This is a genomic window from Novosphingobium sp. FSW06-99, assembly GCF_001519065.1.
GTDB lineage: Bacteria > Pseudomonadota > Alphaproteobacteria > Sphingomonadales > Sphingomonadaceae > Novosphingobium.
The window spans coordinates 166,437-192,667 of record NZ_KQ954253.1; the positions used below are offsets into that span (position 1 = coordinate 166,437).

At 64.4% G+C, this 26,231-nt stretch carries 21 protein-coding genes; 10 read left to right on the forward strand and 11 right to left on the reverse strand.

Annotated elements, in window-relative coordinates; genetic code table 11:
* Positions 1–77: 77 nt before the first annotated feature.
* The 4 genes from AQZ49_RS05575 (at position 78) to AQZ49_RS05590 (ending at position 5,004) form a co-directional block, all read left to right on the forward strand.
* Positions 78–767, forward strand: a complete 690-nt coding sequence (locus AQZ49_RS05575) for a SapC family protein (RefSeq protein ID WP_067613807.1) — start codon at positions 78–80, stop codon at positions 765–767.
* Positions 764–1,798 carry a cupin-like domain-containing protein gene (locus tag AQZ49_RS05580; protein ID WP_369819082.1) on the forward strand — a complete coding sequence of 345 codons (1,035 nt, stop codon included), beginning with the start codon at positions 764–766 and terminating at the stop codon, positions 1,796–1,798. Before AQZ49_RS05575 ends, AQZ49_RS05580 begins: the two co-directional genes overlap by 4 nt.
* A 258-nt stretch (positions 1,799–2,056) precedes the next feature.
* Complete coding sequence (locus tag AQZ49_RS05585) at positions 2,057–3,103, forward strand: alpha/beta hydrolase (protein ID WP_369819090.1); 1,047 nt, start codon at positions 2,057–2,059, stop codon at positions 3,101–3,103.
* Positions 3,100–5,004, forward strand: a complete 1,905-nt coding sequence (locus AQZ49_RS05590) for an NPCBM/NEW2 domain-containing protein (RefSeq protein WP_067613811.1) — start codon at positions 3,100–3,102, stop codon at positions 5,002–5,004. Before AQZ49_RS05585 ends, AQZ49_RS05590 begins: the two co-directional genes overlap by 4 nt.
* Positions 5,005–5,095: 91 nt before the next feature.
* Here AQZ49_RS05590 and AQZ49_RS05595 read toward each other — a convergent pair whose 3' ends face one another.
* Positions 5,096–6,682, reverse strand: a complete 1,587-nt coding sequence (locus tag AQZ49_RS05595) for an alpha-N-arabinofuranosidase (protein ID WP_067613813.1) — start codon at positions 6,680–6,682, stop codon at positions 5,096–5,098.
* 52 nt (positions 6,683–6,734) lie between these two features.
* The gene (locus AQZ49_RS05600; RefSeq protein WP_067613815.1) at positions 6,735–8,171 is read right to left on the reverse strand and encodes a sugar porter family MFS transporter; all 1,437 of its coding nucleotides are present in this window, start codon (positions 8,169–8,171) and stop codon (positions 6,735–6,737) included.
* Between the two features lie 185 nt (positions 8,172–8,356).
* Between AQZ49_RS05600 and AQZ49_RS05605 the strand changes: the two genes are divergently transcribed.
* Positions 8,357–9,430: a LacI family DNA-binding transcriptional regulator gene (locus AQZ49_RS05605; RefSeq protein ID WP_067613817.1), complete on the forward strand. Its 1,074-nt coding sequence runs from the start codon at positions 8,357–8,359 to the stop codon at positions 9,428–9,430.
* Between the two features lie 29 nt (positions 9,431–9,459).
* Here the strand turns inward: AQZ49_RS05605 and AQZ49_RS05610 are convergent, their stop codons facing one another.
* From AQZ49_RS05610 to AQZ49_RS05630, 5 genes are all read right to left on the reverse strand, one after another.
* Positions 9,460–11,388 (reverse strand): sialate O-acetylesterase, encoded by a 1,929-nt coding sequence (locus tag AQZ49_RS05610; protein ID WP_067613819.1) that lies wholly within the window; start codon positions 11,386–11,388, stop codon positions 9,460–9,462.
* On the reverse strand, positions 11,388–12,272 hold the full coding sequence (locus tag AQZ49_RS05615; protein ID WP_067614260.1) for an SMP-30/gluconolactonase/LRE family protein: 885 nt from the start codon (positions 12,270–12,272) through the stop codon (positions 11,388–11,390). The genes AQZ49_RS05610 and AQZ49_RS05615 overlap by 1 nt, the downstream gene beginning before the upstream one ends.
* Positions 12,272–13,054, reverse strand: a complete 783-nt coding sequence (locus AQZ49_RS05620; protein WP_231738900.1) for an SDR family NAD(P)-dependent oxidoreductase — start codon at positions 13,052–13,054, stop codon at positions 12,272–12,274. Before AQZ49_RS05620 ends, AQZ49_RS05615 begins: the two co-directional genes overlap by 1 nt.
* A gap of 53 nt (positions 13,055–13,107) precedes the next feature.
* On the reverse strand, positions 13,108–14,232 hold the full coding sequence (locus AQZ49_RS05625) for a fumarylacetoacetate hydrolase family protein (protein WP_067613821.1): 1,125 nt from the start codon (positions 14,230–14,232) through the stop codon (positions 13,108–13,110).
* Positions 14,233–14,331: 99 nt separating this feature from the next.
* On the reverse strand, positions 14,332–15,267 hold the full coding sequence (locus AQZ49_RS05630; protein WP_067613823.1) for an alpha/beta hydrolase: 936 nt from the start codon (positions 15,265–15,267) through the stop codon (positions 14,332–14,334).
* Positions 15,268–15,661: 394 nt separating this feature from the next.
* Between AQZ49_RS05630 and AQZ49_RS05635 the strand changes: the two genes are divergently transcribed.
* From AQZ49_RS05635 to AQZ49_RS05645, 3 genes are read left to right on the forward strand one after another with little or no spacing between them, the layout of a single operon-like run.
* The gene (locus AQZ49_RS05635; protein ID WP_067614263.1) at positions 15,662–16,852 is read left to right on the forward strand and encodes a Gfo/Idh/MocA family protein; all 1,191 of its coding nucleotides are present in this window, start codon (positions 15,662–15,664) and stop codon (positions 16,850–16,852) included.
* Positions 16,853–16,859: 7 nt separating this feature from the next.
* Positions 16,860–17,444, forward strand: a complete 585-nt coding sequence (locus tag AQZ49_RS05640) for a cupin domain-containing protein (protein WP_067613825.1) — start codon at positions 16,860–16,862, stop codon at positions 17,442–17,444.
* Positions 17,441–18,322: an aldose 1-epimerase gene (locus AQZ49_RS05645; protein ID WP_067613827.1), complete on the forward strand. Its 882-nt coding sequence runs from the start codon at positions 17,441–17,443 to the stop codon at positions 18,320–18,322. Before AQZ49_RS05640 ends, AQZ49_RS05645 begins: the two co-directional genes overlap by 4 nt.
* A gap of 29 nt (positions 18,323–18,351) precedes the next feature.
* On the opposite strand, the gene AQZ49_RS05650 is transcribed toward AQZ49_RS05645, so the two are convergent.
* The 3 genes from AQZ49_RS05650 to AQZ49_RS05660 all read right to left on the reverse strand — a co-directional run bounded on the left by AQZ49_RS05650 (position 18,352) and on the right by AQZ49_RS05660 (position 21,463).
* Positions 18,352–19,887: a carboxylesterase/lipase family protein gene (locus AQZ49_RS05650; protein ID WP_067613829.1), complete on the reverse strand. Its 1,536-nt coding sequence runs from the start codon at positions 19,885–19,887 to the stop codon at positions 18,352–18,354.
* Positions 19,884–20,765 (reverse strand): SDR family NAD(P)-dependent oxidoreductase, encoded by an 882-nt coding sequence (locus AQZ49_RS05655; protein ID WP_067613831.1) that lies wholly within the window; start codon positions 20,763–20,765, stop codon positions 19,884–19,886. Before AQZ49_RS05655 ends, AQZ49_RS05650 begins: the two co-directional genes overlap by 4 nt.
* 68 nt (positions 20,766–20,833) lie before the next feature.
* On the reverse strand, positions 20,834–21,463 hold the full coding sequence (locus AQZ49_RS05660) for a TetR/AcrR family transcriptional regulator (protein WP_082701553.1): 630 nt from the start codon (positions 21,461–21,463) through the stop codon (positions 20,834–20,836).
* A gap of 274 nt (positions 21,464–21,737) precedes the next feature.
* Between AQZ49_RS05660 and AQZ49_RS05665 the strand changes: the two genes are divergently transcribed.
* Positions 21,738–22,982, forward strand: a complete 1,245-nt coding sequence (locus AQZ49_RS05665; protein ID WP_082701611.1) for a spinster family MFS transporter — start codon at positions 21,738–21,740, stop codon at positions 22,980–22,982.
* On the forward strand, positions 22,979–24,607 hold the full coding sequence (locus tag AQZ49_RS05670) for a carboxylesterase/lipase family protein (RefSeq protein WP_067613837.1): 1,629 nt from the start codon (positions 22,979–22,981) through the stop codon (positions 24,605–24,607). The genes AQZ49_RS05665 and AQZ49_RS05670 overlap by 4 nt, the downstream gene beginning before the upstream one ends.
* On the opposite strand, the gene AQZ49_RS05675 is transcribed toward AQZ49_RS05670, so the two are convergent.
* Complete coding sequence (locus AQZ49_RS05675; RefSeq protein WP_067613839.1) at positions 24,604–26,187, reverse strand: AMP-binding protein; 1,584 nt, start codon at positions 26,185–26,187, stop codon at positions 24,604–24,606. The genes AQZ49_RS05670 and AQZ49_RS05675 overlap by 4 nt on opposite strands.
* Positions 26,188–26,231: the final 44 nt, after the last annotated feature.

Here is a 26,231-nt window from a genome sequence, read left to right on the forward strand (position 1 = left end):
CGCAGGGCCGCGCAGCCAACCGCCCCCACGGGCCGACCGCGCATTGGTCAATCACAACAGGAATGACAGGACGAGGCATGTCGGAAAAAACACTGGAATTGCTCAACGACACTCACCACCGCGATCTGCGGATGCATGGCGTGGCGGCGGGGCACCCGCATTGCGTGCAACTGGTGATCGGCGAATTCGCGCGCGCCGCAGCGTGTTGTCCGTTGTTTTTCGTGAAAGATCCCGAAACCGGCCGCTTCAACGTGGTCGCGCTGTTCGGCTTTGAATCCGGGGAACTATTGGTCGAAGGTGCGGATCGCGGCAACGCGCCGTTCGTGCCGCTCGAACTTGTCAGACAAGGGTTCTACACCCATGGCGAACACATCGCGATCGATCGTGATCATCCGCGCTTTGCCGCCGATGGCAGGATCAGGCTGTTTGATGATCTGGGCAACCCGACCGACGAAACTCAACTGATTCAGCGCTCGATCGGCCTGCTGGTCCAGGGCCGACCGGCAACCGATTCGTTCATCGAGGCAATGGTGCGCCTGCGCCTTGTCGAGCAGTTCAACATCTCGCTGAGCTTCGATGACGGCAAAACGCTGACACTCGATGGCCTCTATACGATCAGCCTCGATTCGCTCCACGCGCTACCCGACGCGGATATCATCAGACTTTTTCGCAACGGCTATCTGGATGCCGCAATGACCATCCAGAGCTCGCGGCAACAAATCGCGCTGCTGGCTCATCGGCGCAACGAACGGCTGGTCGACGCGTGAACCGCAAGGCGCCCTTGCGGACCACGCCGGAAGAGATCAGGCACGACGCCATTGCCGACCCGGCCGCCTTTCGTGCGGCGGTGGCCGCGCGAGGACAGCCCGCAATCCTGCGCGGGCTGGTGTCGCAATGGCCGGTCTGTGCGGCAGCGCGCGAATCGAATGCGGCCTTGCGCGACTATCTTGCGCGTTTTGCCACCGACCAGCCCGCCCATCTGTTCCAGAGTGAGCCATCGGTCGGTGGGCGTTATTCCTATGGCGACGGCCCCGATGGCTTCAACTTCACCCGCACCGCAATGCCGTTCGGCCCGGCGCTGGACCGCATTGCCGCCTGCGCGTCCGATGCAACGCTCGGTTCGGCCTATCTCGGTTCGCTGATCGCGTCGATCTACCTGCCGGGCTTTGCAAAGGACAATCCCCTGGCGCTGATCGATCCGTCGGTCACACCACGCCTGTGGATCGGCACCGCCTCGGTCGCGCAGTGCCATTACGATGCGGTCGACAATCTGGCCTGCGTCATCGCCGGGCATCGCCGGTTCACCCTCTATCCGCCCGACGCGATCGGCGATCTCTATGTCGGGCCGATCGACCACACCATGGCCGGACAACCGGTCAGCCTGGCCAGCGCAGACCCCGATCCCGACAGGCACTATCCCCGGTTTGCCCGCGCGCGCGAGCGCGCGCTGGTGGCCGAACTCGGGCCTGGCGACGCGCTTTATCTGCCAAAGCTGTGGTGGCATCAGGTCGAGGCGGGCGACCCGTTCAATGCGATGATCAACTTCTGGTGGGATGCCTTTGCAGCCGGCCCGGATGCCCCGATGCTGTCGATGCTGATGGCGATGATCGCCATCGCGGAACGGCCGGCGTTTGAACGCGAGGCGTTTCGTGCCTTTTTCGACCACTATGTGTTTCGGCCCGAAGGCCACCCGCTGGCGCACTTGCCCGAAGAACGGCGCGGCATCCTGAGACAGATCGACAGCGCCGCCTATGGGCGGATTCGTGCCACCATCATGCGCGAGCTGCGTGGAAGCTGACGATTTTTGCCGGGTAGCCGATTGCCCCGGCAGACCGCTTCGCTTATGCATCTACACTGAGTTATTATTGATCGAGTCTGCAATTTTGGCAGATTCTGGCCATTCCCCGCTGCCGTCACCATTCATATCTATGTTTAACATGATAAATTTTTGAATCCTGAGATTGCTTTGCGGCAAAACGAAATTCAATAAGACTGATTTTTAAAATCATCGGGAGATCATGTGATGCGCGCCCATTGCCTAGCGCCAAGCCTTGTGCTGTTGCTGTCCCAGTTTCTGCTGACCCCCGCCACCGTCCATGCGCAAGTCACGACGGCGGTTCCGGAACCGGTTGCCAATGCCGCGCCGACCAGAATCGAACATATCCATGTTCATTCCCCGGCATTGGAAGGGGCGCTGGAAGGTGATTCGCCCGACCGCGAGGTGATCGTCGTGCTGCCCCCCAGCTATGACCGGTCAAAGGCCACCCGCTATCCGGTGGTCTATGCGCTGCACGGCTATTCGATCGGCGCGACGCAATGGACAGGCGAAATTCACGTACCCCAGGTGATCGAGAGCGCGTTTGCCAAAGGCGCGCGTCCGATGATCTTTGTGTTTCCCGACAGCAAGACCGTTCACAACGGATCGATGTATTCAAGCTCTGTCACCACGGGCGATTACGAAACCTTCATATCGCGCGATCTGGTGGCCTATATCGACGCCCATTACCGCACGCTGCCCGATCGGCGCAGTCGCGGGCTGGTGGGCCATTCGATGGGCGGATACGGGGCCAGCCGCATCGGCATGAAACATGCCGACGTGTTCGGTGCCTTGTACCTGATGAGCCCGTGCTGCCTTTCGGCGCGCGGCACCATGGGGCTCAATCCCGACGCGATGGCCGCTTATGCCAAGATGACCTCGCCCGCCGATTCGGCCAAACTCGACTGGGCGCAACGTGGAACCCTGGCCGCAGCCGCGGCATGGTCGCCCGATCCGGCAAACCCGCCGCTCTATCTCGATCTGCCGATCCGCAATGGCGAAGTGCAGCACGACGTGCTCAACAAGTGGGCGGCCAACGCTCCGCTGTCGTTCGTCGATCAGTATATCGGCAATCTGCGCCGCTATGCCGCCATATCGATCGACGTCGGCGACCAGGACATGCTCAAGATCGATGCGGGCAAGCTGCACGACATGCTCGATCGCTATCAGGTGGCCAATCACTTCGAAATCTATTCGGGCACCCACACCAGCCGCGTGGCCTTCCGGTTCCAGGATGAGGTCGTGCCCTTTTTCAGCCGTAACCTGGCATTTGCGGTGACCAAATGACACGGCGCTCCGCGATTGCCGGGATCATCGCCGTCGCCTTGGCCGGCGTGACGGGCGCGGTGCACGCGCAGACCGATGCGCTGACCCCGACCGGACGATGGAGCGTCGATGCGCGCGGCAGCGCGCCTGTGCCACCGATGGGCTGGAACAGTTGGAACGCCTTCAACAGCGATATCGACGAGGAAAAGCTGATGGCATCGGCCAATGCGCTGGTGCGCACCGGGCTGGCCGCCAAGGGCTATCGTTATGTCGATATCGACGACGGCTGGTGGCTGAAACGGCGGATGCCCGATGGACGACTGATCATCCGCACCGACAGTTTCCCGTCGGCGATCACCGCCGATGGTGCAACCAGCTTTCGCCCGCTGACCGATCGCCTGCATGCGATGGGGTTCAAGGCCGGGATCTATTCCGACATCGGTCGCAACTCGTGCGGCCAGGCCTATACCTCGAACTTTGCCCATCAGCCGGTCGGCACCCGCGATGAACGTGAAGTCGGGCTCTATGGCCATGTCCGTCAGGACATCGGCCTGTTCATGGGGGAGTGGGGCTTTGACCTGATCAAGGTCGACGGATGCGGGATCCGCGCGATGAGCCCTGACAATCCGCTGGTGAAATCGGGCGCATACCGTGTGCTCGGCCCGCTGGTCGATTACGATACCCTGCCGCGCACCGATATCGCCGCCGTGCGGGGGCTTTACGAATCGGTTGCCACAGCGCTTGGCGAAACCCGGCCGAGGCACGACTATGTCCTGTCGATCTGCCTGTGGGGCGCGGCCGATGTGCGAAGCTGGTCGCGCTTTGTCGGCCAGATGTCGCGCACCAGCGAGGATCTGTCCCCCACCTGGGAGCGCATGCTGCACAATTTCGATTCGGCGGTGCGCCGCGAACTCTATGCCCACCCCGGATCGTGGAACGACCCCGACATGCTCTATGTCGGCACCGGCCCGTTCGCAGCGGACCACCCGGTCGAGGCGCGGTCGCACATGGCCCTGTGGGCCATGCTGGATGCGCCGTTGATGATCGGGTTCGACATGCGCAAGGCCACCCCTGCGCTTGTCGATATCCTGGGCAACCCGGCGATCATCGCGCTGGATCAGGACCCGGCGGGCAATCAGGCGGTGCTGGCCTATGACGACGACACCGTGCAGATCCTGGTCAAGACACTGGCCGACGGGGACAAGGCGGTGGCGGTGTTCAACCGCACGGCGGCGCCTGCCGATGCGGTACTGACCGCCGAACAGATCAAGCTGCGTGCCGATGCCGACATCACCCTGACCGATCTGTGGACCGGCGAAGTCAGCCATTTCACAGGCGAAGACGCGCTGCATCTGGCCCCGCACCAGACCATGATCTTACGCATCAAGGGCGCGCGCGAACACGCCGCGGGCCTGTACTTGTCCGAACAGCCGGGACGCGTGAATCCCGCGATTGACGGCGTGGTGGAACCTGAGGCCGACCCCCTGATCCATCGCGGCACTTTGACCTGGCGCAGCACGCGGGGCGATGGCGAGCACCCGCACTATGGCGGCTGGGGCGGCGCGCGTGCCGACGCCACGCCCTATGGCCAAACGCTGAAAGTGGGCGGGGTGGTGTTTCACAGCGGCATCGGCGTGCTCGCCAATTCACGGCTGGAAGTGCGCAACGCGGGGTTTCGCCAATTTTCCGCGCGCGTCGGCATCGATGATTCCGCGCGCGACCGGCACGCGCCGGTGCAGTTCCTGGTCTATGGCGATGGCCGCCTGCTGGCGCAGACCAGCCCGCTGCCATTTGGTGGGGCGCCCACGACGATTGCTGCCGATATTGCCGGTGTCAGGATCATCGAACTGGTGGCGCGCGGAGAGGCTGGTACGCGGTTTCCCGATCCGGTGACCTGGGGCGCGGCGGTGCTCGATCGCTAAACCAGAACGAAGCGGCGGCCATCATCGAGGGAGGGCGATGGCCGCCGCCGAGCACGCCACCGGCGCGCTCTATGCCAAAAAGACGCAATAGCTACATTTCGACCTGAACCACTGCGACCGAATGTGGCGGCAGGTCCAGCACCAGGCCATGCGGGCCTGCCTTTGCGCTGATCGCGTGCGGGGCAACTGCCGACTGTTCGGTGAACGTGTTGACGGTATCGACCCGGGCCGCGGTCAGCACTTCACCGCTGGCCGCCCTGGCCTGCCCCAGATGCACGCTCGTGCCCTGTTCGGGATCGATATTCACAAGTGACAGCCACAAGTGCCCGGCCTGGTCGCGTGCCGCAATCGCGTCGATCCGGGGCAGCGTCAGTTTGCCATGGACAATCTGGCCGCGATCGAACGCCACCGGCACGACCGTCGCGCCCTGAAACGGCACATACATGCGATAGACGTGGTATGTGGGGGTCAGCACCATGCGCGGGCCATCGGTCAGGATCATCGCCTGCAGGACATTGATCATCTGCGCAATGTTGGCGACTTTCACCCGGTCGGCATGGCGCACAAAGATATTCAGGTTGACCGCAGCCAGAATGGCATCGCGCAGCGAATTCTGCTGGGCGAGAAAGCCGGGGTTGGACCCTGGCGTAGGCGCGAGCCAGGCGCCCCATTCATCGACCGCCAGAAACACCTTCCTGGCGGGATCGTATTTGTCCATCACCGCGCTCTGACGCGTGATTAGATTGTCCATATTCAGCGTTTCGCCGATCACATCGTCGTATTGGTCGATGCCGAAACCGGTGGCGGCAAGATGCGGCGGCCATCCGCCAACGGTATAGTTGTGCAGCGAGACACCGTCGATGTCCCAGCTATAGACCTTGTCCGACCAGGCCTTCATGACCGCCTCGGTATAGTCGCTCTTGCCCGAATCCCAACCGACGGCGATCCGCTTCATCGCGCCCTGGTCATGCTGGGCCGGGTTGAAATTGTGCGCATAGTGCGCAAAGCGCTTCATTTCCTCGACATAGTGGTCGGCCGACATGGCGCCGCCGCAGCCCCAGTTTTCGTTACCCAGCCCCAGCAGGGCCACACGATAGGGCGCGGGATGGCCGTTGGCGGCGCGTTCGCGCGCCAGCGTGGTGTCGGCACTGGCAGTCATGTATTCCATCCACGCCGCAGCCTCTTCCGGGCTGCCCGAACCGACATTGACCGAAACATAGGCGTCGGCGCCGATCTGATTGATGAAATCCATGAATTCCTCGGTGCCGAAAGCATTGCTTTCCGGCACCCCGCCCCAGTTGGAATTGACCCGCACGCGGCGTTTGTCGGCCGGTCCGATACCGTCGCGCCAATGGTATTCGTCGGCATAGCAACCGCCGGGCCAGCGTACGTTGGGCACCTTGAGCGCGCGCAGTGCAGTGACCACGTCCGAACGTATCCCGCGCACATTGGCGATCGGCGAATCCTTGCCGACCCAGATACCGCCATAGATGCCCGCGCCCAGATGTTCGGCAAACTGGCCGAATATGTTGCGATCGATGGCGGGGCCCGACACATCGGTGGCGATCGTCACGTCGACCGTGGGCGTTTGGGCATGCGCCGGCGGCGCCGGGCACAAGAGCAGGGCACAGGCGCCTGACAGCGCGCTGGCGACCCGTGATTTCAGCTTGACGGTCATGCTAGTCTCCCGGACTTCGGGTGCAGAGGCAGGGTGGGAACGACAGCGCCGGTCAATGACCGCCGCCGCTCCACCCATCCATGTCTTCCAGTTCCTTGCCCACCGTTTCGGGCATGAACGCCCGCACGAGGAAAAAGCTGACAAAAGCGCTGAGTGTGTAGAGCGCATAAGTCGGGGTCAGGCCCAGAGTGCTGGCCATGCCGGGAAAGCTTTGCACCACGGCATAGTTGGCGATCCATTGCGCCAGACCGCAGACGGCCAGCGCCGAACCGCGCAACTGGTTGGGAAACATTTCGCCCAGCATGACCCACATCACCGGGCCCCAACTGATGTTGAAGAACACCACATAGATATTGGCCGCAATCACTGCGACCAGCCCATAGCCTTGGGCGAGCGACAGCGCGCCATGGGCATCGAGCGTGCCTTTTGAAAAAGCCCAGGTCATCGTGCCCAGCGCCAGCGTCATGCCCACCGAACCGACCAGCAGCAGCGGCTTGCGCCCCACTTTGTCGATCACCCCCATGGCCAGGAAACAGGCCGCCACCGACACCAGGCCCGAGATGACATTGCGCTCCAGCGCGGCCTTTTCGGACACGCCGGCCAGTTGCCACAGCGTCTCTCCGTAATAGAAAATTACATTGATGCCGACAAATTGCTGAAACAGGGCCAGCACCAGTCCCGCCCAGACGACCGGGCGCAGCACCGTGCCCGGCGCCAGCACATCGGCCAGACGCGGGTGATGATCCTTTGCAAACGAGGCGCGGATGTCGTCCACCTTGCGATCGGCCTCGACTGTGCCGAACAGGCGGGTCAGCACCGCGCGCGCTTCAACCACGCGGTTGCTGCTGATCAGATAGCGCGGGCTTTCGGGAATGAATTGCAGCGCCACCAGAAAGACCACCGCAGGCACCGATTGCGCCAGATACATCCAGCGCCACGCGGGATGCCCCGCCACGATGCCCAGCGAACTTCCCGCCGCCTGCGCCAGAAAATAATTGACCACAAATGCCAGCGTGAGGCCGGAGATGATCATCACTTGCTGCACACTGGTCAGACGGCCGCGAATGTTGGCCGGTGCCACCTCTGAAATATACGCTGGCGACAACACGCTGGCCGCGCCCACCGCCATGCCGCCGCAGAACCGCGCGACGACAAAGACAGCGTGAATGTCGGTCGTGCCCTGCACCAGCGCGCCAACCAGAAACAGCAGCGCGGCGGCGATCAGAATGCGCTTGCGGCCAAACCGGTCGGCCAGTCGCCCCGCCAGAAACGCACCCAGCGCACAGCCCATCAGCAACGAGCCGACCGTGAACCCCAGCCAGGCATCATCCAGCGCAAAGGCATCCTTAAGGCCTGCCTGCGTGCCGTTGACGGCGCCGCTGTCATACCCGAACAACAGTCCGCCAATTGTCGCCACCCCGACGATCGCGCTGATCAATGCCAGATTGGTACGCGCCGGTTCCATGTGAGCCGGTGGTGCAGCAGCCATATATCACTCTCCCCAGACCGATCGAAAACTCGCCGGCCGAATTATGGTAGCGCTATCTTTATCGTCTGCGCGATCGAGCGCAAGTGCTATTCAACCCATTGTGCATTTTGCCGGAAATGTCATGCCCCCTTGCAAAGAACCGGATGCAGGCAATAGACCGGCAAGGAAGAACGGAAACAATCGGCATGGCGGATAAAAAAACCAATGGGCGGCAACTGGGTCGGCCGACAGTCAGCGACGTGGCCCGGCTGGCCAATTGTTCGCTGATGACCGTCAGCCGGGTTGTCAATGGCGGGACCGGGGTGCGGGCCGAAACGCGCGAGGCGGTCGAAGCGGCCATCAAGGCGCTCAACTATGCCCCCAACCGGGCCGCACGCAGCCTGGCCAGCGCGGGCGAAACACGCGTCGCGCTGCTCTATACCAACCCGTCCGCCGCCTATTTGAGCGAATTGCTGATCGGGTGCATGGACGAAGCCAGCCAGATCGATGCGCATATCATGGTCGAACGCTGCGCCACCCCGGAAGAGCAGGCGCGGGTGATCCAGCGGCTGGTCTCGATCGGGATCGAGGGCTTTCTGCTGCCCCCGCCGCTGTGCGACGAGGACCACTTGCTCGATCTGCTCCGCCGCCAGCGCATTCCCTCGGTGCTGATCGGCCCCGGTCGGGCCGAAGCCCATCACCATGCCGTGATGATCGACGATTATCAGGCCGCGCATGACATGACCCGCCACATCATCGCGCTGGGCCACAAACGGATCGGATTCGTGATCGGCAATCCGGTGCAGTCAGCCAGCGGGTTGCGCCTTGCCGGATTTCGCGATGCGATGAGCGAAGCGGGGTTGCCGGTGGTCGATGCGCTGGTGCGTCAGGGCCTGTTCACGTATCGATCGGGCATGGACGCAGCGCTCGAAATGCTGACGCTGCCCGAACGGCCCACCGCGATCTTTGCCTCGAACGACGACATGGCGGCCGGGTGCATTGCCGCCGCGCAGCGCAGCCGGCTCGACGTGCCGGGCGATCTGACCGTGTGCGGGTTCGACGATACCGCCAATGCATCGACGATCTGGCCCGAACTGACCACAATCCGGCAACCGATCAGCGACATGGCGCGACGCGGTCTGTCGATGCTGAATGCCGGCATTGTCGAGGCGCGGTCCGGGCAGCCTGTGCGGCCACAGCATGTCACGCTCGACTATGCGCTGATCGAGCGGTCATCGGACGGTCCGCCGCCCCGCACACGGGGCAGCAAGACCACCTGAAGCGCATCATCGCCGCAAGGGGAACAGCGTCAATTGCCAACGACATCGAGCGCAAAGCCAGGAACGGGCAGCGATCGACCGTCGAACAGGTTGACCACCGGGCTGTCGGCCCAGGCATAGCGCACGCGGGTGACCGGGCGGCCGTCCCCCGGCACTATCAGCGTGTCACCGTCGATCGCGGCACGGGCATAACGGCAATCGGTATCACCTGGCCCGCACAGTTCGATACCCAGCGGATCGGGGCCGCTCCAGGCATGCAGACCGCCGTCGATCCCGGTGAAACGCACCCGGATCGAGGCCCCTTCGCGCACGGCCGACACCGGCATCGGCATGGCGATGCCGCGCGCGGCCATCGCCAGCCGCAGACCCAGCGCCTGTTTGTTGGCGGGGTGGATGTCGGAGCGTTCACCGATATCGATCGCCGACACCAGCGAGACATGGGGCTCTTGCGCCGCAACCAGCCGTTGTTCGTTGCGCAAGGCGGCCCAACTCGACGGCCCCGGCGCCAGCCCGACCGGCCCGTAATTGGCCAATTGCACGATCTCCACCGACAGATCCTGGCCGAACAGGCCGCGCCATCCGCCGATCAGCGCCTTGAGCCGCCCGGCATAGCCCGGCGTATCGACATCGCTTTCGCCCTGATACCAGGCGACACCCTTGAGCGACAGCGAGCCCAGTGGCGCGATCATGTGGTTGTGCATCACCCCGATGCCGCCATTGGCATCCCACGCCGGGCGCGGCGGATAAGTCTGCGCCGGTGAAATGCTGAAACGCCAGCCGTCTGCCAGTGGCAGCGTCTCGCCGGTTCCGATCCGCAGGGCAAGCTTGTCGGGCGTGCTGACAAACCCGCCATTGGCATAGCTGTTGGTCACCGCAACCATGATTTCGTTGACGCCTTCGTGCAGATAGGCGGGCGGCAGGCGGTATTCCCGTTCGGTATCCCAGCCAAAGGTGTTGCCCACCGGCTTGCCGTTGACCCAGGTCATATCCAGATCATCGAGCACACCCAGGCCCAGCACGGCCCCGGCCGCCGCCTGGGCCTGCGTCAGGCGGACCTGCCGACGCAGCCACACCGTGCCGGTGGCTTTGGTGGCCAGCGGCGTGCCGGTCCACGCCAGCCAACCCGAAATCTGCGGAACCGGCTGCCACGGCAGGATATCGGGGTGCAGCCAGGGGTCTGTGCCACCGGCTGCACCGTGATACCATTCAACCCAGCGCGGAGCAAAGCCGGTAACCGCGGCCAGGGGATCGCCGGCATATTGCGCAAGCTGGCGCATGTCGGCCTGACCATAGAGCGCAAGCCCGGCTTCGGGGCTGAGCCAGGGGCGCAGTTGCGATCCGCCCCAACTGGCATGGATGGCGCCGACCGGAACCTTGAGCGCGGTGCGAAGATTGCGGGCCATCAGATAACAGGCCGCCGAAAAGCCGATCGTGGATTCGCGCGCACTGGCCTGCCAGGCAGCCGGTCGGCCAAAATCGCGCTGGGGTTCATAGGCGATGGTTTTCGGCACTTCGAGCAGGCGCAGCATGGGATCGGCCGAATGCGCCGCCTCCATTTCGCCATTCAGCGCCCGCGCCAGGGGAAATTCCATGTTCGACTGGCCGGAACAGAGCCAGACATCGCCCACCAGTAGATCATGGCGCGCAACCGACTGGCCATTGGCCGAAACCACCAGATCGACCGCGGTGGTCGACGCGGCACGGGCCGGAAAGACCAGTTCAAACCGGCCCCGCGCGTCGGCCTGCGTTTGCGCGGTGGCCTCGCCAAGCCGACCCGAAACGGCGGCGCGCGGGGCCGCGTCGCCGTCCACTTTGACCGGCGCGTCGCGCTGGATCACGGCGTGATCGCCCCATACTGGCAGCAGCGTCAGCGATGCAGGCGTTTGCGCCTGCACTGCCGACGTGCCCAGCCAGGCGACAACCAGCGCGGAAGCGGAAACCCAGTTTGCATGCCTCATCAGCCCAACTCCACCCATGTCTGTCCAATTCCCGGTACCGCGCTGTCAAAGGCAAACACATCGCCCGCCATCGGTTGCGTAGCCAGATCCCGCGGATCGAGACCCTTTCTGGCTGTCGTGATGTAGACCCGGCGCAAATCGGCACCGCCAAACGCGACTTTCGTCACATTGGCGACAGGCAAGTCCACTTTGTCCAGCAACGTTCCGTCGGGTGCATAGCGGGCCACCCCCCAGCCGTTCCACAGGCCGGTCCAGATACCCCCTTGCGCATCGCAGACCGGACCATCGGGCCAGGCATCGGGAAAATCGCGGGCAGTATCGACCCACAGTCGGGCCGGCCCGGGGCGACCGTCGGCATCGAGTGGCGCCTTCAGGATGCGTTTGCCCAGGGTATCGGTATAATAGATCGCGGTGCCATCGGGCGCGATCGCGGGGCCGTTGGTGATGCAGATATCGGCGGGGCCAGCCGCTTCGATCCGACCCCGCGAAAAGCGATAGAATCGGCCGGTCGGTGCCGCCTCGTCATCATCCATCGACCCGAAGCAGACCGTGCCATCTGGCCCGATACAGGCATCGTTGAGCCGATTGCCGGGCCGCTCGTCCGCGATCGGGCCGAGGTGGTGCCACGACGCCTGATCGGCGTCGGGGTCGACCACGTGCAGGCCGGTCTTCAACCCTGCCAGCAGCCGACCATCGGCGGCGGGCAAAACCCAGCCCACCTGATCCGGCGCGGGCAATATGGTATGTCTGGCGCTGGCGGGATCGAAACGGTGTACGTGTTGCAGCTTGATATCGACGAACCACAGGCAGGCACGGCGTTCATCCCAAACCGGGCCTTCGCCCAGCATGCAGCCCGATGACAAGACCCGGTCAACGCGCACCATCAGCCCCATCCCCCGTCAACCCAATAGGAATGCGCCGTGCAGCAACGCGCATCGTCCGAGGCGAGGAACAGCGCCATTGCCGCAATATCGAATGGCTGCAGACGGTGCTTGATGCACTGTGCCGCGACAATTTCGCTTTCGGCACCAGGCGTATAGAGCTGCATCTGGCGGGGCGTCTGCACGTTGCCGGGGATGATCGTGTTGACACGTATACCCGTCGGACCAAGTTCACGGGCCAGACTGCGCGTCAACCCTTCGGCGCCGGCTTTCGCGGTCTGATAGACCGACAGGTCTTCCAGCCCCAGATGCCATGAAATCGACCCAAGGTTGAGCACGACCCCGCCGCCGGCCGCCGTCATGGCCGGTGCAACCGCCTGCGCCGCAAAGAACATGTGCTTCAGATTGATCGCGATACGCTCGTCCCAATAGTCCGGGGTCACGGCCTCGATACGATGGCGCTGGTCACTGGCCGCATTGCTGATCAACACGTCGCATCCGCCCAGTTCGGCGATCAGTGCATGCAGGCAGGCGATCAAGCCTGCGCTGTCGGCAATGTCCTGCAGGCGGAACAGGGGCGTATGCGGCGCATGGCCAAGCATCTCGACCAGCCGCTGAGCCGCATCTGCCTGGATGTCGACAAAGCCCACGTGCGCGCCCTGATCGGCAAACCGTTCGACCAGACATGCGCCAATCCCCGTGGCCCCACCGGTGACGATGACGCGTTTGTCGCGCAGACTGGGATAGATGGCCGAAAACGGCCGGATCGCGGTGGTGGTGGGCACGGGGCTACCTCGGTCGATGGTCTGGAGCGAGCGCACGGATGGTACCTCGACGGTCAGATACGATCGATCAGGCCGCGCCCGGCCAGATTGCGCATGAAGGCGGCAATTCCCGTGGTCCACGGCGGCGCATCGCGAGACGTGGTGACGGTGTTGGTCAGCACACCCAGGCGACTGGACCGGATGGTCACCACATCGCCGACTTTGTGGGAAAACCCGGCGCCCGCAGTGTCGCGATCCTGCGTCGGGGCGAACAAGGTGCCGCAAAACAGCACGAAACCATCGGGATAATGGTGCTCGCTTAGCGCTTGATCGACCAGATCGAGCGGATCGCGGCTGATCTGGTCCATCAGGTTGAGGCCTTGCAGACGGAAATTGTCGCGCCCTTCGATGGTCAGTTCGACTTCCGCCTGGCGCACATCATCGATGCCGAACGCTTCGTCAAACAGCCGGATCAGCGGACCAATCGCGCAAGACGCGGTGTTGTCCTTGGCCTTTGACAGCAACAGCGCCGAACGGCCTTCGAAATCGCGCAAATTGACGTCATTTCCCAGCGTCGCGCCGACCACGCGGCCGTGCCCATCGACCACCAGCACCACTTCGGGTTCGGGGTTGTTCCACAGCGAATCCGATCGCACGCCCACCGGCGCGTCCGTGCCGACCGTCGACAGCACCGGCGATTTGGAAAAGATCTCGGCATCGGGACCGATCGCGACTTCGAGATATTGCGACCACATGCCCTGCGCAATCAGCGCCTGTTTCAGCACGGCGGCCTGGTCGCTGCCGGGCACGACCGAGCGGATGCCCGCGCCGATGTGCATCTCCAGTTCGTCGCGCAGTTGCGCCGCAGCACCGGCATCACCGCGCGCGCGCTCTTCGATCACGCGTTCGATCGCGCTGACCGCAAATGTCACCCCGGATGCCTTCACGCATTGCAGGTCGATCGGCGAGACCAGCCGCCAGCCCTGCGGCAACCCGACCTCGACCGGGCCGATCGGCACTCCGCCCCTGAAGGTCCGACGCGCGATCGCGCCCGAAACGGTGGATGCCACCGTGGTGATATCGTGGATCACACCCTGGCGCACGACGATTACATGCGGTCCATCGGGCGCTTCGGCCCGCCCTACAAACAGCCCGGCGCGAAAATCGCCCGGCAGACACGCCAAAAGACTGTCAGTCATCCCCGTCACCTGGTTGCGCGCGTTTTGTGGTAGCGCTATCTTAAGGCGATGCTTACGCAAGATTGCAGCCGGAAACAAACGAAAAGCGCGCGGGGATAGTCAATGCTGCGGCGGGCCGCCCTTGCCATCCAGCCACCCGCCGTCGGCCAGCCAGTCGGCGAGGCGATCGGGCCAGTGGACAATCGAAAGAAGGCTGGACCGCTCACCCAGATTGAACGCGTGATCTGCCTCGGCATAGAGATGGAGTTCGGCCGGAACGCGCAAGCCCTGCAACTGTTCGTAAAGGTGCAAGGCGGGCAACGCGCAACAGGGGTCGACCGAACCCGCCGCGATGAACGCCGGTGGCGCGGTGTCGGCGGCGCGGCCAGGAATGCCCAGGGGGCCGGGAAAGATCTGGACCTGAAAATCGGGCCGCGCACTCTGCGCATCGACGCTGTCGAGTGGCCACGCGCGGGGCGGTTCGGGATTGTCGGCGACCAGCGAGACGAGTTCACCCCCGGCGGAAAAGCCCATTACACCCAGCCGGTGCGGATCGATACCATAGCGCGCGGCGTTGGCGCGCACATGGCGAATGGCGCGCCGCGCATCGGCGGCGGCATCGCCTTCGATCGAATAGCCAGACCCCTCTTCGCGGGCCAGCCGGTATTTGAGCACAAACACGTTCACGCCCATCTGGTTCAGCCGCGGCGCCACATCGATGCCCTCGGTCGTCCACACCAGCAGACGATGCCCACCACCGGGAATGACAATGATCGCCGCACCGGAATTGTGGCGCGGATCAGCGGGATAGTACGTCAGCGACGGCTCGTTGACATTTTTCAGCCAATAGTCGTGCGCCTGTTCGGGTTCACCCCGCCGCGCGGCGGGCGTGCCGGGGGCGCCGTTGGGCCACAGCACGATCCGTTCTGGCGTTGGCACGACTTGTGGCCACGGCGCGCGCGACGGCAAAGCCGGCGTGCCGGACTGCGCACAGACCGGTTCAGGCCGACCAGCCAGAGACAGGCACGCCAGTGCCACGAGAATTGCATGCCGCATCGGTCACTCCCATGCTGAACAGGGCGCATTTCAACCGTGCACGCCCCTTAGAACACCCTCACTTTAATCAGACAAAATATCGCAGGCAACCGCCGACTTGGCGTGGGCCGCTCGTTTTTGCCACCAACCTCGAATGGCTTGGTCGGCGCATAACCCATACATCGTTGATTCCGCATGGTATCGCGGTCGACAAAATCCCGTTTACAAGTTGGCTGTCGTGGATATTTAGTACGAGGAATGATGGGTGGCCGGGAATCGCTGGCAGAACATCCGCCATGCTTCGGGAGAATCGACATGTCGCGCATCAAGCCAACGGCGCCCCTTGCGCAGCCAACCGGTCTGCCCGATGGGCATCCGGCGCGGCCGCATGTCTGGATGGTTTGAGGGACCTGCCATGAAAGATACTGAATTGTCGCGCCGCGATCTGCTCAATGCCGCGCGGGTCGGCGCGCTGGGCGCCGCCACGATCGGATCGCTTGGCGCACAAGTTGCGGCGGCCGCGACCGGCCCGCAGCCCCATGGCGCGGGCCTGTTCGGGATCGAGGCGCTGCCCGATCCCCTGGCGCGTCGCGTGCGCTGGGCGGTTGTCGGGCTCGGCAATTTCGCGGTCGGCCAGATGATTCCCGCCTTTCTACAGGCGCAACATGCCCGGATCACCGCTTTCGTGTCTGGCAATCCGGGCAAGGCGGCCGACCTTGCCGCGCGGTATGGCGTAACACGGCTGTACAGCTATGACACGTTTGACCAGATCGCCCACGACCCCGAAGTCGATTGTGTCTACATTGCGCTGCCGGTCGGTCTGCACGCAGAATTCACCATTCGCGCGCTCAAGGCCGGCAAGCACGTGCTCTGCGAAAAGCCGATGGCATCGACCAGCGCCGAATGCCGCGCGATGATCGCCGCCGCGCAAAGCGCGGGCAGGCAACTGGGGGTCGCCTACCGCGTGCATTTCGACCCGTTCAACATCGCTGCGGCGGACATGATCAAGGCTGGCGACTTCGGCACGGTGCGACATCTGATCGCCGAGAACTGCCTTGAAATCGATCCCGCTTATCCTCCGCATGTCTGGCGGTTGACGCGGGCGCTTGGCGGGGGCGGATCGATGTTCGATTACGGCATCTATGGTCTCAACGGTTGCCTGATGATGGCCCCTGACACCACGCCGATCGATGTCAGCGCGATTTACACCACCCCCCGGGGCGACACGCGCTTTGCGCAAGTTGAGGGCGGGGTGCAGTGGCGCATGCGTTTTGCCGGCGGGATGACCGCACAAGGCACGTCATCTTATGCCGGCGCCCATGTCAACCGGTTGCTGGTGGCAGGCACCGGGGGCAGCCTGGCGATGGACCCGGCCAATGTCTATGATCGCAACCGCGCGCTGCGCCGACGCCCGAAAGAGCCCGACCTGGTGATCGACACAGTGGCATCCCAGCCGCAATTCGCCGGACAGATCGACGGATTTTCGCTGGCCGCACGCGACAATGTGCCCCACCGCACGCCCGGCGAGATGGGCCTGCGCGATATCACCCTGATCGAGGCGATCTATCGCAGCGCCGACGCCGGTGGCGCACCAGTGAAAGTCTGACCACGCCATGGCCCATCCGATCCTGTCCGCGATTGCGGCGCTGCTTGCCCAGGCCGCCACGGTGGCGCCGCAAGCGGTGCCTTATGACCCGCCGCCTGTCGCCGATCGCACTGGTGTGGCGAGCGCCGCCGATATGGCCGCGCTGATTGCATCCACCAAGGCGGCCATCGCGCACAACGGCAAGACGTTTGTCTGGCAGCCGCTGCTGGGGGACGGCACCAACACGGTCGCGCTCGAATATTGGACCGCGGCGGCAAGGCCCGCGATCCATACCGCCGAGGCCGAATACACCACCGTGATCGAAGGCAATGGCACATTGCTGACCGGCGGAACGCTGGTCGGGGCGCAAATGGTTCGTCCCGGCTTTGTCGATGGTGATCGCATCGTCGGGGGCACGCTGCGCCATCTGCACAAGGGTGACACGGTGCTGATCCCCGCCGGTGTGCCGCACTGGTTCGGCATTCCAACCGGCGAAACCCTGGTCCTGCTGGGGATCAAGGTGCCAACGCCGTCCCCTGCCAAACCTGTCGGCAGCACCACGACGCCCGTGCCCCGGCATGGCCAAACCGAGACATCACCGGACAACACATGACCACTACAGACCTGATTGAATTGCACGCAGGCGATTACCGCCTGGTGCTGGAACCAACGCGCGGCGGCTCGATCGCCCGGTTCGACTGGCACGATATCCCGCTGCTTCGCCCGACCTGCGGGCCCGCCATTTTCGATACCGGGTGTTTTCCGCTGGTTCCGTTTTCCAACCGTATTGCCGATGGCGTGTTCCGTGTTGGCCAGCGCACGGTGCATCTGAAACCCAATTTCCCGGGCAGCGATCACCCCCACCCCTTGCACGGATTCGGCTGGCTGTGTGCCTGGACACTGGTCGAACACACCACCAGTGCGGCAGTTGTGCGCCACCAGCAGGCCCCGGGCGCATGGCCATGGGCCTATGTCGCAGAGCAGCACTTTCAGCTTGGCGCCGGGGGACTTTGTCATGAAATCCGTCTGCGCAACCTGGCTGATGAGCCGATGCCCGCCGGGCTTGGCTTTCACCCCTATTTCCCAAGGTCGCAAGACACCCGTTATACGGGCCTGCACCGCGGGGAATGGCAACTGGGCGAAGACGGGCTGCCCTCGTCGCTGCACCAGGCCGAGGGCGCGATTGACTGGTGGCACGGCGAACCGGTGGGTGCGCGCGCGGTCGACACGGTCTATACCGGCCGTATTGGCGCGCTTCGCATCGTCTGGCCCGAAACCGGCCTTGCGCTGACCATCGAGCCGTCGGCCAATCTGCCCTGCACCGTGGTCTATACCCCGCAGGGTGAAGACTATTTCTGCGTCGAACCGGTCAGCCATGCCACCGATGCCATCAATCACCCCGAACGCGGCGACGGCATGACCTGGCTGGCTCCGGGCGAAACCATGACGGTCAGCGCGCGATATGCCGCGTCAGCGTGGCCGACGGGTTAGCCACCGACAGGGGCCGGAGCAGGCTCGTGTCATGCCGCGATGCCGACATTCCAGTTCCACGCGACATTGCCTGCGGCGCGGCGGCGCGACACCATCGCCTCATGCAAGTCGAACATGCCGGGCTGACCGTCTGAAACGACCATCGGGGCACCGGCAAACCGCATCGCGGCGCGCGTTTCACCAAACGCGGGCCAGGCGGGCCGGTTTGCGGCGCGCGGATGCCCGTCGCGCGCAAACGCCGTCCAATAGGCCATCATGGCCTGCGACAAGGCCGTTTCGCGCGGCGTTACCGGAACGCGCGGCCAATTGGGCGGGGTGCCGTCGAAAGTGCCCATCACATAGGGGATTTCACTGGCATGAAAAGCGTGCAGCCCCTGCGCGATGGCCGGTTCATAGCCATGGTCGAAGTGGTAGAGATACGCCGCGCAGCCCATGGCGTGCTGGTGGCGCACCAGCCGTTCGGCGGTCCACCCGTAAAGCCCGTCGCGCGTGGCGGCCAGGACGGCTTCGGCCATGTCGGTTGCGGGGTACAGTCGCAGAAATGCATCTGCCAGATCGCCATAGGCGGCACGAATGGCATGGTCATAGGCTGTGGCATCGCCCGGCACCGCCGGTGCGAGCATGCGCAGCGACCGGATCTCGCCGCTGTTGTACCCGGCCAGGATCGGCACCGGCGCCTGTTCGCCGCGATCGAACAGCGCCACCAGTTGATCGGGCAGGATATGCCCGTCGATCACGCCGAATGGGGCATAGTGTGCCGCCGATGCCGCCCGGGTCAGCACATCGGCCGGCATCGACCGCAGCGCCGCAATATCCGCCGCGCCCAGCGCGCGTGCCAGATCGACCCCGCTCGCCTCGCCAGAGCGCAGCCCGTGCCGGTCTTCATGCAGCGCAGGTGTGGTGATCATGTAAGCGCTTTGGACAATGGCACGCGCAAACAGCCCGCGCGCCAGCGGTGATGCCATCAGATACACGACACTCAGCGCCCCTGCGGATTCCCCGGCGATGGTGACCTTGGCGGGATCACCGCCAAATGCGCCAATGTTGTCGCGCACCCAGCGCAACGCGGCAATCTGGTCTAGCAATCCGTAGTTGCCCGACAGGCCTTCCCCGGTTTCCGCGCCCAGTTCGGGATGCGCGAGCCAGCCCAGCACACCCAGCCGGTAATTGATCGACACCACCACCAGACCCTGTTCGGCAAGATGGCTGCCATCATACATCGCCTCGCGGCTCGATCCGTTCCACAGCGCGCCGCCATGGATCCACACGAACACCGGCGCATCCACGGCGTCGCGCGGGGCCCATATATTGAGCGACAGGCAATCCTCGCTCATCGGCATCGGCGGCGTGGCATAGACCGAAGACAGCGTTGCCCCCGGCTGAAACGCGGCGGGCCCGAACTGTGTCGCATCGCGCAGGCCCGCCCAGCGCGGCAGCGCGACCGGTGCCTGCCAGCGCAGAGCCCCAACCGGAGGCTGCGCATAGGGAACGCCGCGAAACACCCGCAGATTGCCCTGCGCAAAGCCGCGCAGCGCGCCTGCAGGCGCATCGACCCGCACGGTCATGGCGCGGGCACCAGGTGGGCCGCGATGGCGCTGGCCTCTTCGCGCTCGGCCTGGGTGAAGCCATAGGCAGGCACGATTGCGCCGGCTTGGTCGGTCACCCGGTCCCAGGCGTCGATCAGCGCCGTCCCCGCATCGGGGCCCAGATAACACCCTTGGGTCAGGGTGACATGGGCCGCGGCAAAGTGCCCTGCCCCGGCGCACAGGATCGCGCGGGTCGGCGCATCGTCACCCACCAGGGCAAGCAGACCGGGGCTGACCAGCGCGGGATCGAGCAGCGCCAGGCTGGCCTCGGACAAGACTCCCCGGGTCATCCCGGTGGCCGCCGTCGGCGCCAGGCAATTGACCCGGATGCCGTATTTTTCGCCCTCGATCGCCAAAGTCTGCATCAGCCCGACCAGCGCCATTTTCGCCGCGCCGTAATTGGCCTGGCCAAAATTCCCATAGAGCCCGGAGGACGAGGTCGTCATCACGATCCGTCCGTACTGCTGGTTGCGCATGGTGTCCCACACCGCCTTTGCACAGATCGCCGCACCCATCAGATGCACATCCACCACCAGACGGAAATCGTCGATGGTCATCTTGGCAAAGCTCTTGTCACGCAGGATTCCGGCATTGTTGACCAGAATGTCGATACGCCCCCAGCGCCCGATCACCTGATCAACCAGCGCGACAACCGCTGCCTCATCATTGACCGAGCCCGCCACCGCCATGGCCCGGCCACCCTGGGCAATGATCTCGTCGGCCACCCGTGCCGCGCCATCGGCGGCCAGATCGTTGACGATCACGACCGCGCCCTGGCGTGCGAGGTAAAGCGCGTGGTTGCGGCCCAATCCGCCGCCAGCGCCGGTTACGATGGCAATCCGCCCAGCCAAATTCATCCGAATCTCCCTTATCGTCGTGGCCCCGACGATAAGCGCTCATTTATTCACTCGCAATAGAGTGAACATTATTTCGGCGGCACGGTGCCCTGACAGATGGCGAGGAAACCGCCTGCCATGAATTTGGCCATATGGGCCTTGGCCGCCCCGAAATCCTCGGAATGGCACAGACCGCCCGACAGCTTGTCGATGCGGCCGGTCGTGGCCAGTGTCATCATCAGCCCGCCCGAGACGAACTGATAGCCCCAGAAAATCCGTTCGCGCGGACAATCGGGCATCGCCTGGCCGAGCAGATCGATCAGCCGCAGCACCACCGGATCGAAATGGCTGTCCATCAATTCGGCCCCCCATTCGGGGGTGTTGGCAACTTGCGCGGTCAACTGCGCATAGTTTTTCCAGCCTTCGCCGCCTTCGATATAGAGATCGAGATCGGTATCGAGAAAGACGTGCAGCGCGCCTTCGACCGTCGGCTTGCCCCCGCATTGCGCCTCGTAAGCGTCGAGCGCATCCATCCGGCGGGCGGTGGTGACCGCCGCGCGCCGGGCAAATACCGCGTCGAACAGCGTCTTCTTGTCGTCAAAATAGTAATTGAGCAGGGTGTGGTGAACACCCACGCGCTTGGCCACTTCCTTCAACGTCACGCCATAGAGGCCGTGGCGCGCAAACAGCTCTTCGGCAACATCGAGGATCTGCTCCATCGTCTCGGCGCGTTGCTCGGCCTTGCGGGGGCGACGTTGGGGTACTGGCTGACTGGTCACATCTCTTCCTGCCATTACCAAAGTCGCACCGTCAAGCATCGGGCCACTCGGTGAAAAATATTCACACGCACGTGAGTGTGTGTTGACATGCCCCCGTCATGCCAGCATTGTCCTCCAAACAAAAGCCGTCACGGCGCGGGAGAGCAAGGTTTTGGGACATAAGTCCGGCAGCGCCGATAGTGCAGGCGTCGCGCCATCATGGCGTTCCTGGGTGGTGCTTGGCGCGCTCACCTTCGTCTATGTGCTGAACTTTCTCGATCGGCAATTGCTGGGCATTCTGGCCAAGCCGATCGAGGACACGCTGCACATCTCCGATGGTCAGCTCGGGCTGATCGGCGGGCTCTATTTCGCGCTGTTCTATTGTCTGATCGCGATCCCGGTCGGGTGGCTGGCCGACAAAGGCAGCCGCGTGACGATCGTTGCGATCGCCTGCGCGATCTGGAGCGCGGCGACCATCGCGTGCGGGCTGGCACTGTCGTTTCCGCAACTGGCAGCGGCGCGCATGGCGGTCGGCTTTGGCGAAGCGGGCGGCGTGCCACCGTCCTATGCGATCATCGCCGACAGCTTCCCCCCCGGACGGCGCGGCACGGCCTATGGCCTCTACAACCTTGGCCCGCCGGTGGGCGCCGCGCTGGGCATTGCGTTTGGCGCATCGATCGCCGCCGCGTTCAACTGGCGCTATGCCTTTGTCGGGATCGGGCTGGTCGGGATCGTCACCGCCGCGCTGCTCAAGGCGGTGGTACGCGAACCTGTCCGCGGGGCGATGGACCCCGATCGCGTCGACGAGCCCGGTGCCAAACCGGCGTTCCGGGGCACCGTGCGCCTGTTCTTTGCCAACCCGGTGCTGTTGCTGGCATCGATCGCCAGCGGCGTGACCCAGCTTGTCACGTATGGGCTGGGGAATTTTGCCGTGCTGTTCCTGATCCGCGAAAAGGGCATGACCTTGCACCAGATCGCGGTGTGGTATGCGCTGGTGGTGGCCATCGGCATGAGCGGCGGGATGATCCTGTCGGGCCGGGTGATCGACCGCCTAAGCCGCCGGTCGCGCCAGATCTATGCCACTGCCCCGGCGTGGTCGCTGGCGCTGGCCATGCCGTTTTACCTTTATTTCGTGTGGGTGCCCGGCTGGCCGCTGGCGCTGATCGCGCTGACCGTGGCGATGGTGTTCAACTATTTCTACCTCGCCGCGTCGGTCGCGCTGGTGCAGGAAGAAGTGCGGCCCGATCAGCGGGTGCTGGCGGGCGCGCTGCTGCTGCTGGTGATGAACCTGACCGGGCTTGGCCTTGGCCCGACCTTTGTCGGCGCGGCGAGCGACTTTTTCGCACACCGCCATATGCCCCATCCGCTGCAGATCGCGCTCTATTGCCTGACCCCCGCCTATGGGCTGGCGATCGCGCTGTTCGCGTGGCTGGCCCACGTGCTCAAATCCCGCCAACCCAACAAGGGAATTGCCCGATGAACCTGATGCGTGCCCTGATCGCCGCGCTGTGCCTGACCACCGCCGGCGGCGCACTGGCCCAGACCGCCGTCACCATCGATGCCCCCGCCGGGGCCCTACGCGGCGAAGACACCGACGGGGTGCGCAGTTTCAAGGGCATTCCTTATGCCTTGCCCCCGGTCGGGGCGCTGCGTTGGGTGCCGCCGATGGCGATGCCGCGCTGGACCGGCCCGCGCGATGCCAGCCAGTTCGGCCCCGCCTGTGTCCAGCCGCACAGCACCGTGGCGAGCGTCTATTCGGCGGACCCCCTGCCCACCAGCGAAGACTGCCTGACGCTCAATATCTGGACCCCTGCCAAGGCTGACCACGCGCCGGTGCTGGTGTGGATCCACGGCGGTGCGCTGGTCACCGGATCGAGCCGCGAAGCATTGTACGATGGGCGGAACATGGCGACACGCGGGGTGATCGTGGTGTCGATCAACTATCGCCTGGGCGTGCTCGGCTGGCTGGCGCATCCCGAACTGAGTGCGCAATCGCCCGCGCATATTTCGGGCAATTATGGCCTGATGGACCAGATCGCCGCTTTGCAATGGGTGCGCGCCAATATCGCTGCGTTTGGCGGCGATCCGGCCAATGTCACCATCGCGGGGGAATCCGCTGGGGCGCTGAGCGTGATGTACCTGATGGAATCGCCCGCCACGCGCGGACTATTTACCAGGGCGATTTCCGAAAGCGGCTATATGATTTCGATGCCTGAACTCAGGCGTGCGGTCTATGGTGCGCCATCGGGCGAAGCGGCGGGCCAGATGCTCGGCGCCGCGCTGCAGGCCCCCGATATCGCCAGTTTGCGCGCGATGAAGGCGCAGGACCTGACCGATGCCGCCGCGCGCATGTTTGCGCCCTTTGGCGTGATCGATGGCAAGCTGTTGCCGCAGCAGATGACCACCGCCTTTGACCAGGGCGAGGTTGCGCCGGTGCCTATGCTGGTCGGCTTCAACCAGGGCGAAATCCGTTCCTTGATGGCACTGGCGCCCAAGCCCCCGGCCAGCGCCGCAGCCTATGAAGCGACGATCCGCGAACGCTATGGCGATCTGGCCGATGCCTTTCTGCGGCTCTATCCCGCCGCCGATTACAAGGAGAGCATCATCGCCACAACGCGCGACGGGCTCTATGGCTGGACCGCCGAGCGCATGGCCCGGCGCCTGACGGCGCACGGGCAACCGGCCTATCTCTATCTGTTTGACCATGGCTATCCGGCGCAAGACGAGGCCGGGCTCCATGCGTTTCATGCCAGCGAGCTGCCGTTTGTGTTCGGCACGATGGCGCGCACCACCAAAAACTGGCCACGCATTCCCGACACCGACGGCGAACGGGCGCTGTCTGCCGCCATGCTCGATTACTGGACCAGTTTTGCCCGCGACGGGCACCCGGTGGCCGCCAATGCCCCCGCATGGCCCGCGTTTGGCGATAAGGGCGCGTTCCTGCATTTCACCGCTGTGCCGCATCCCGAAACCGGCCTGATGCCCGGCATGTTTGCGCTGAACGAAGCCGTGTTGTGCCGCAAGGTGCAGGCCAAACTTGGCTGGAACTGGAATGTCGGGCTGGCCTCACCCAAGCTGGGCCCCAAACCCGCCGCGTGCCCCTAGAGCAATCCTGCGGCGTAATCGGCGCGCAGCCGCGTCTTGTCGATCTTGCCCGACGCGGCCAGCGGCATCGTGTCGATATCGACCACCCGATCGGGCAGCCACCAGTCGGCTACCTGCCCGCGCAGCAGATCGACCAGTCCGTGGACGGCATCGGTGCGGTCGTGCCGTTCGACGATCAGCACCGGGCGTTCGCCCCATTTGTCGTCGGCGCGGCCGATCACCGCGACATGGCGGATGGCCGGATGGCGGCCGATGATCGTTTCCATCTCGGTCGGGTTGATCCATTCGCCGCCTGATTTGATCAGATCCTTGGCGCGGCCACAGATGGTCAGATTGCCGTCGGCGTCGATCATCGCCAGATCGCCAGTGTCGAACCAGCCCTGATCATCGAGCACGCGGGTATCGTCGTCGAAATAGCGGTCGATCACGCTGGCCCCGCGCACCTTGAGATGGCCCATCACTCCGCGCTGGACGGGCAGCGTGATGCCGGCCGCATCGGTCAGTTGCAGATCCACGCCGACCGGTGGCCGCCCCGATCCCGCACCGTGCAAGGCCCCTTTCGACGGTGGCGCGACGGTGCCCAGCGGCGACAGTTCGGTCATGCCCCAACTGGTCTGGACATAGGCGCCCAGCCGCGCCTCCATCCGCGCGATCAGCGCGTCGGGACACGTCGAACCGCCGATCAGCACGCGTTGCAGCGCGGGCAGGCTGTCGCCGGTGGATTCCAGATGATCGACCAACCCCAGCCAGATGGTCTGCACCCCGACCGCGACCGTGACGCCTTCATCGCGCATCAGCCGGGCCAGGCTGGCCCCATCCATCGCACGCCCCGGCAGCACCAGCCGGGCCCCCGCGGCCGGGGCCGAAAACGGCAATCCCCAGCCATTGGCATGAAACATCGGCACGCCCAGCAGCACGACATCGCGCGCGGTCAGCGCAAAGACATCCGCCTGCATGGTCTGCAAGGTGTGCAGGTAATTCGACCGATGGGTATAGACCACACCCTTGGGCCGCCCGGTCGTGCCCGACGTGAAGCACAGCCCGGCAGGCGCCTGTTCGTCGAATTGGCCCCACACCGTGTCAGCGCCATGCGCCTCGATCAGAGCGTCGAGCGCCCACACCGGCACCGGTTGCAACCCCGTGCATTCTTCGGCCCCCGGGCACCGGTCGAGCACGATGATCTGTGCGATGCATGGACACGACGGCAGCACAGCGCGCACGATCGGCAGCAGATCGGCGGCCACCGCCAGCACGCGGTCGCCAGCCGCGTTGATGATCGCCGCCAGATGCGCGTGCGTCAGACGCGGATTGAGCGTGTGGCACACCATGCCCACCCCCATCGTCGCATAATAGACCGCGACATGGTCCAGCGTGTTCCACGCCAATGTGCCGATCCGGTCGCCAAAGCCAAGACCCAGCGCCAGCAGCGCACCCGACAGGCGGTTGCTGCGTGCGCGCAACTGCGCATACGTCATGCGGCGATGCGACTGCCCGGCATCGGCCTCGATCACCAGGTTCTGGTCGAACCATTTGGCGGCGTGATCGAGGAATTTGTCTACCGTCAGCGCGTAGTGTTGCATGTCACCTTCTGAACGATCCGAACCGAATAAAACAAACACCCAGA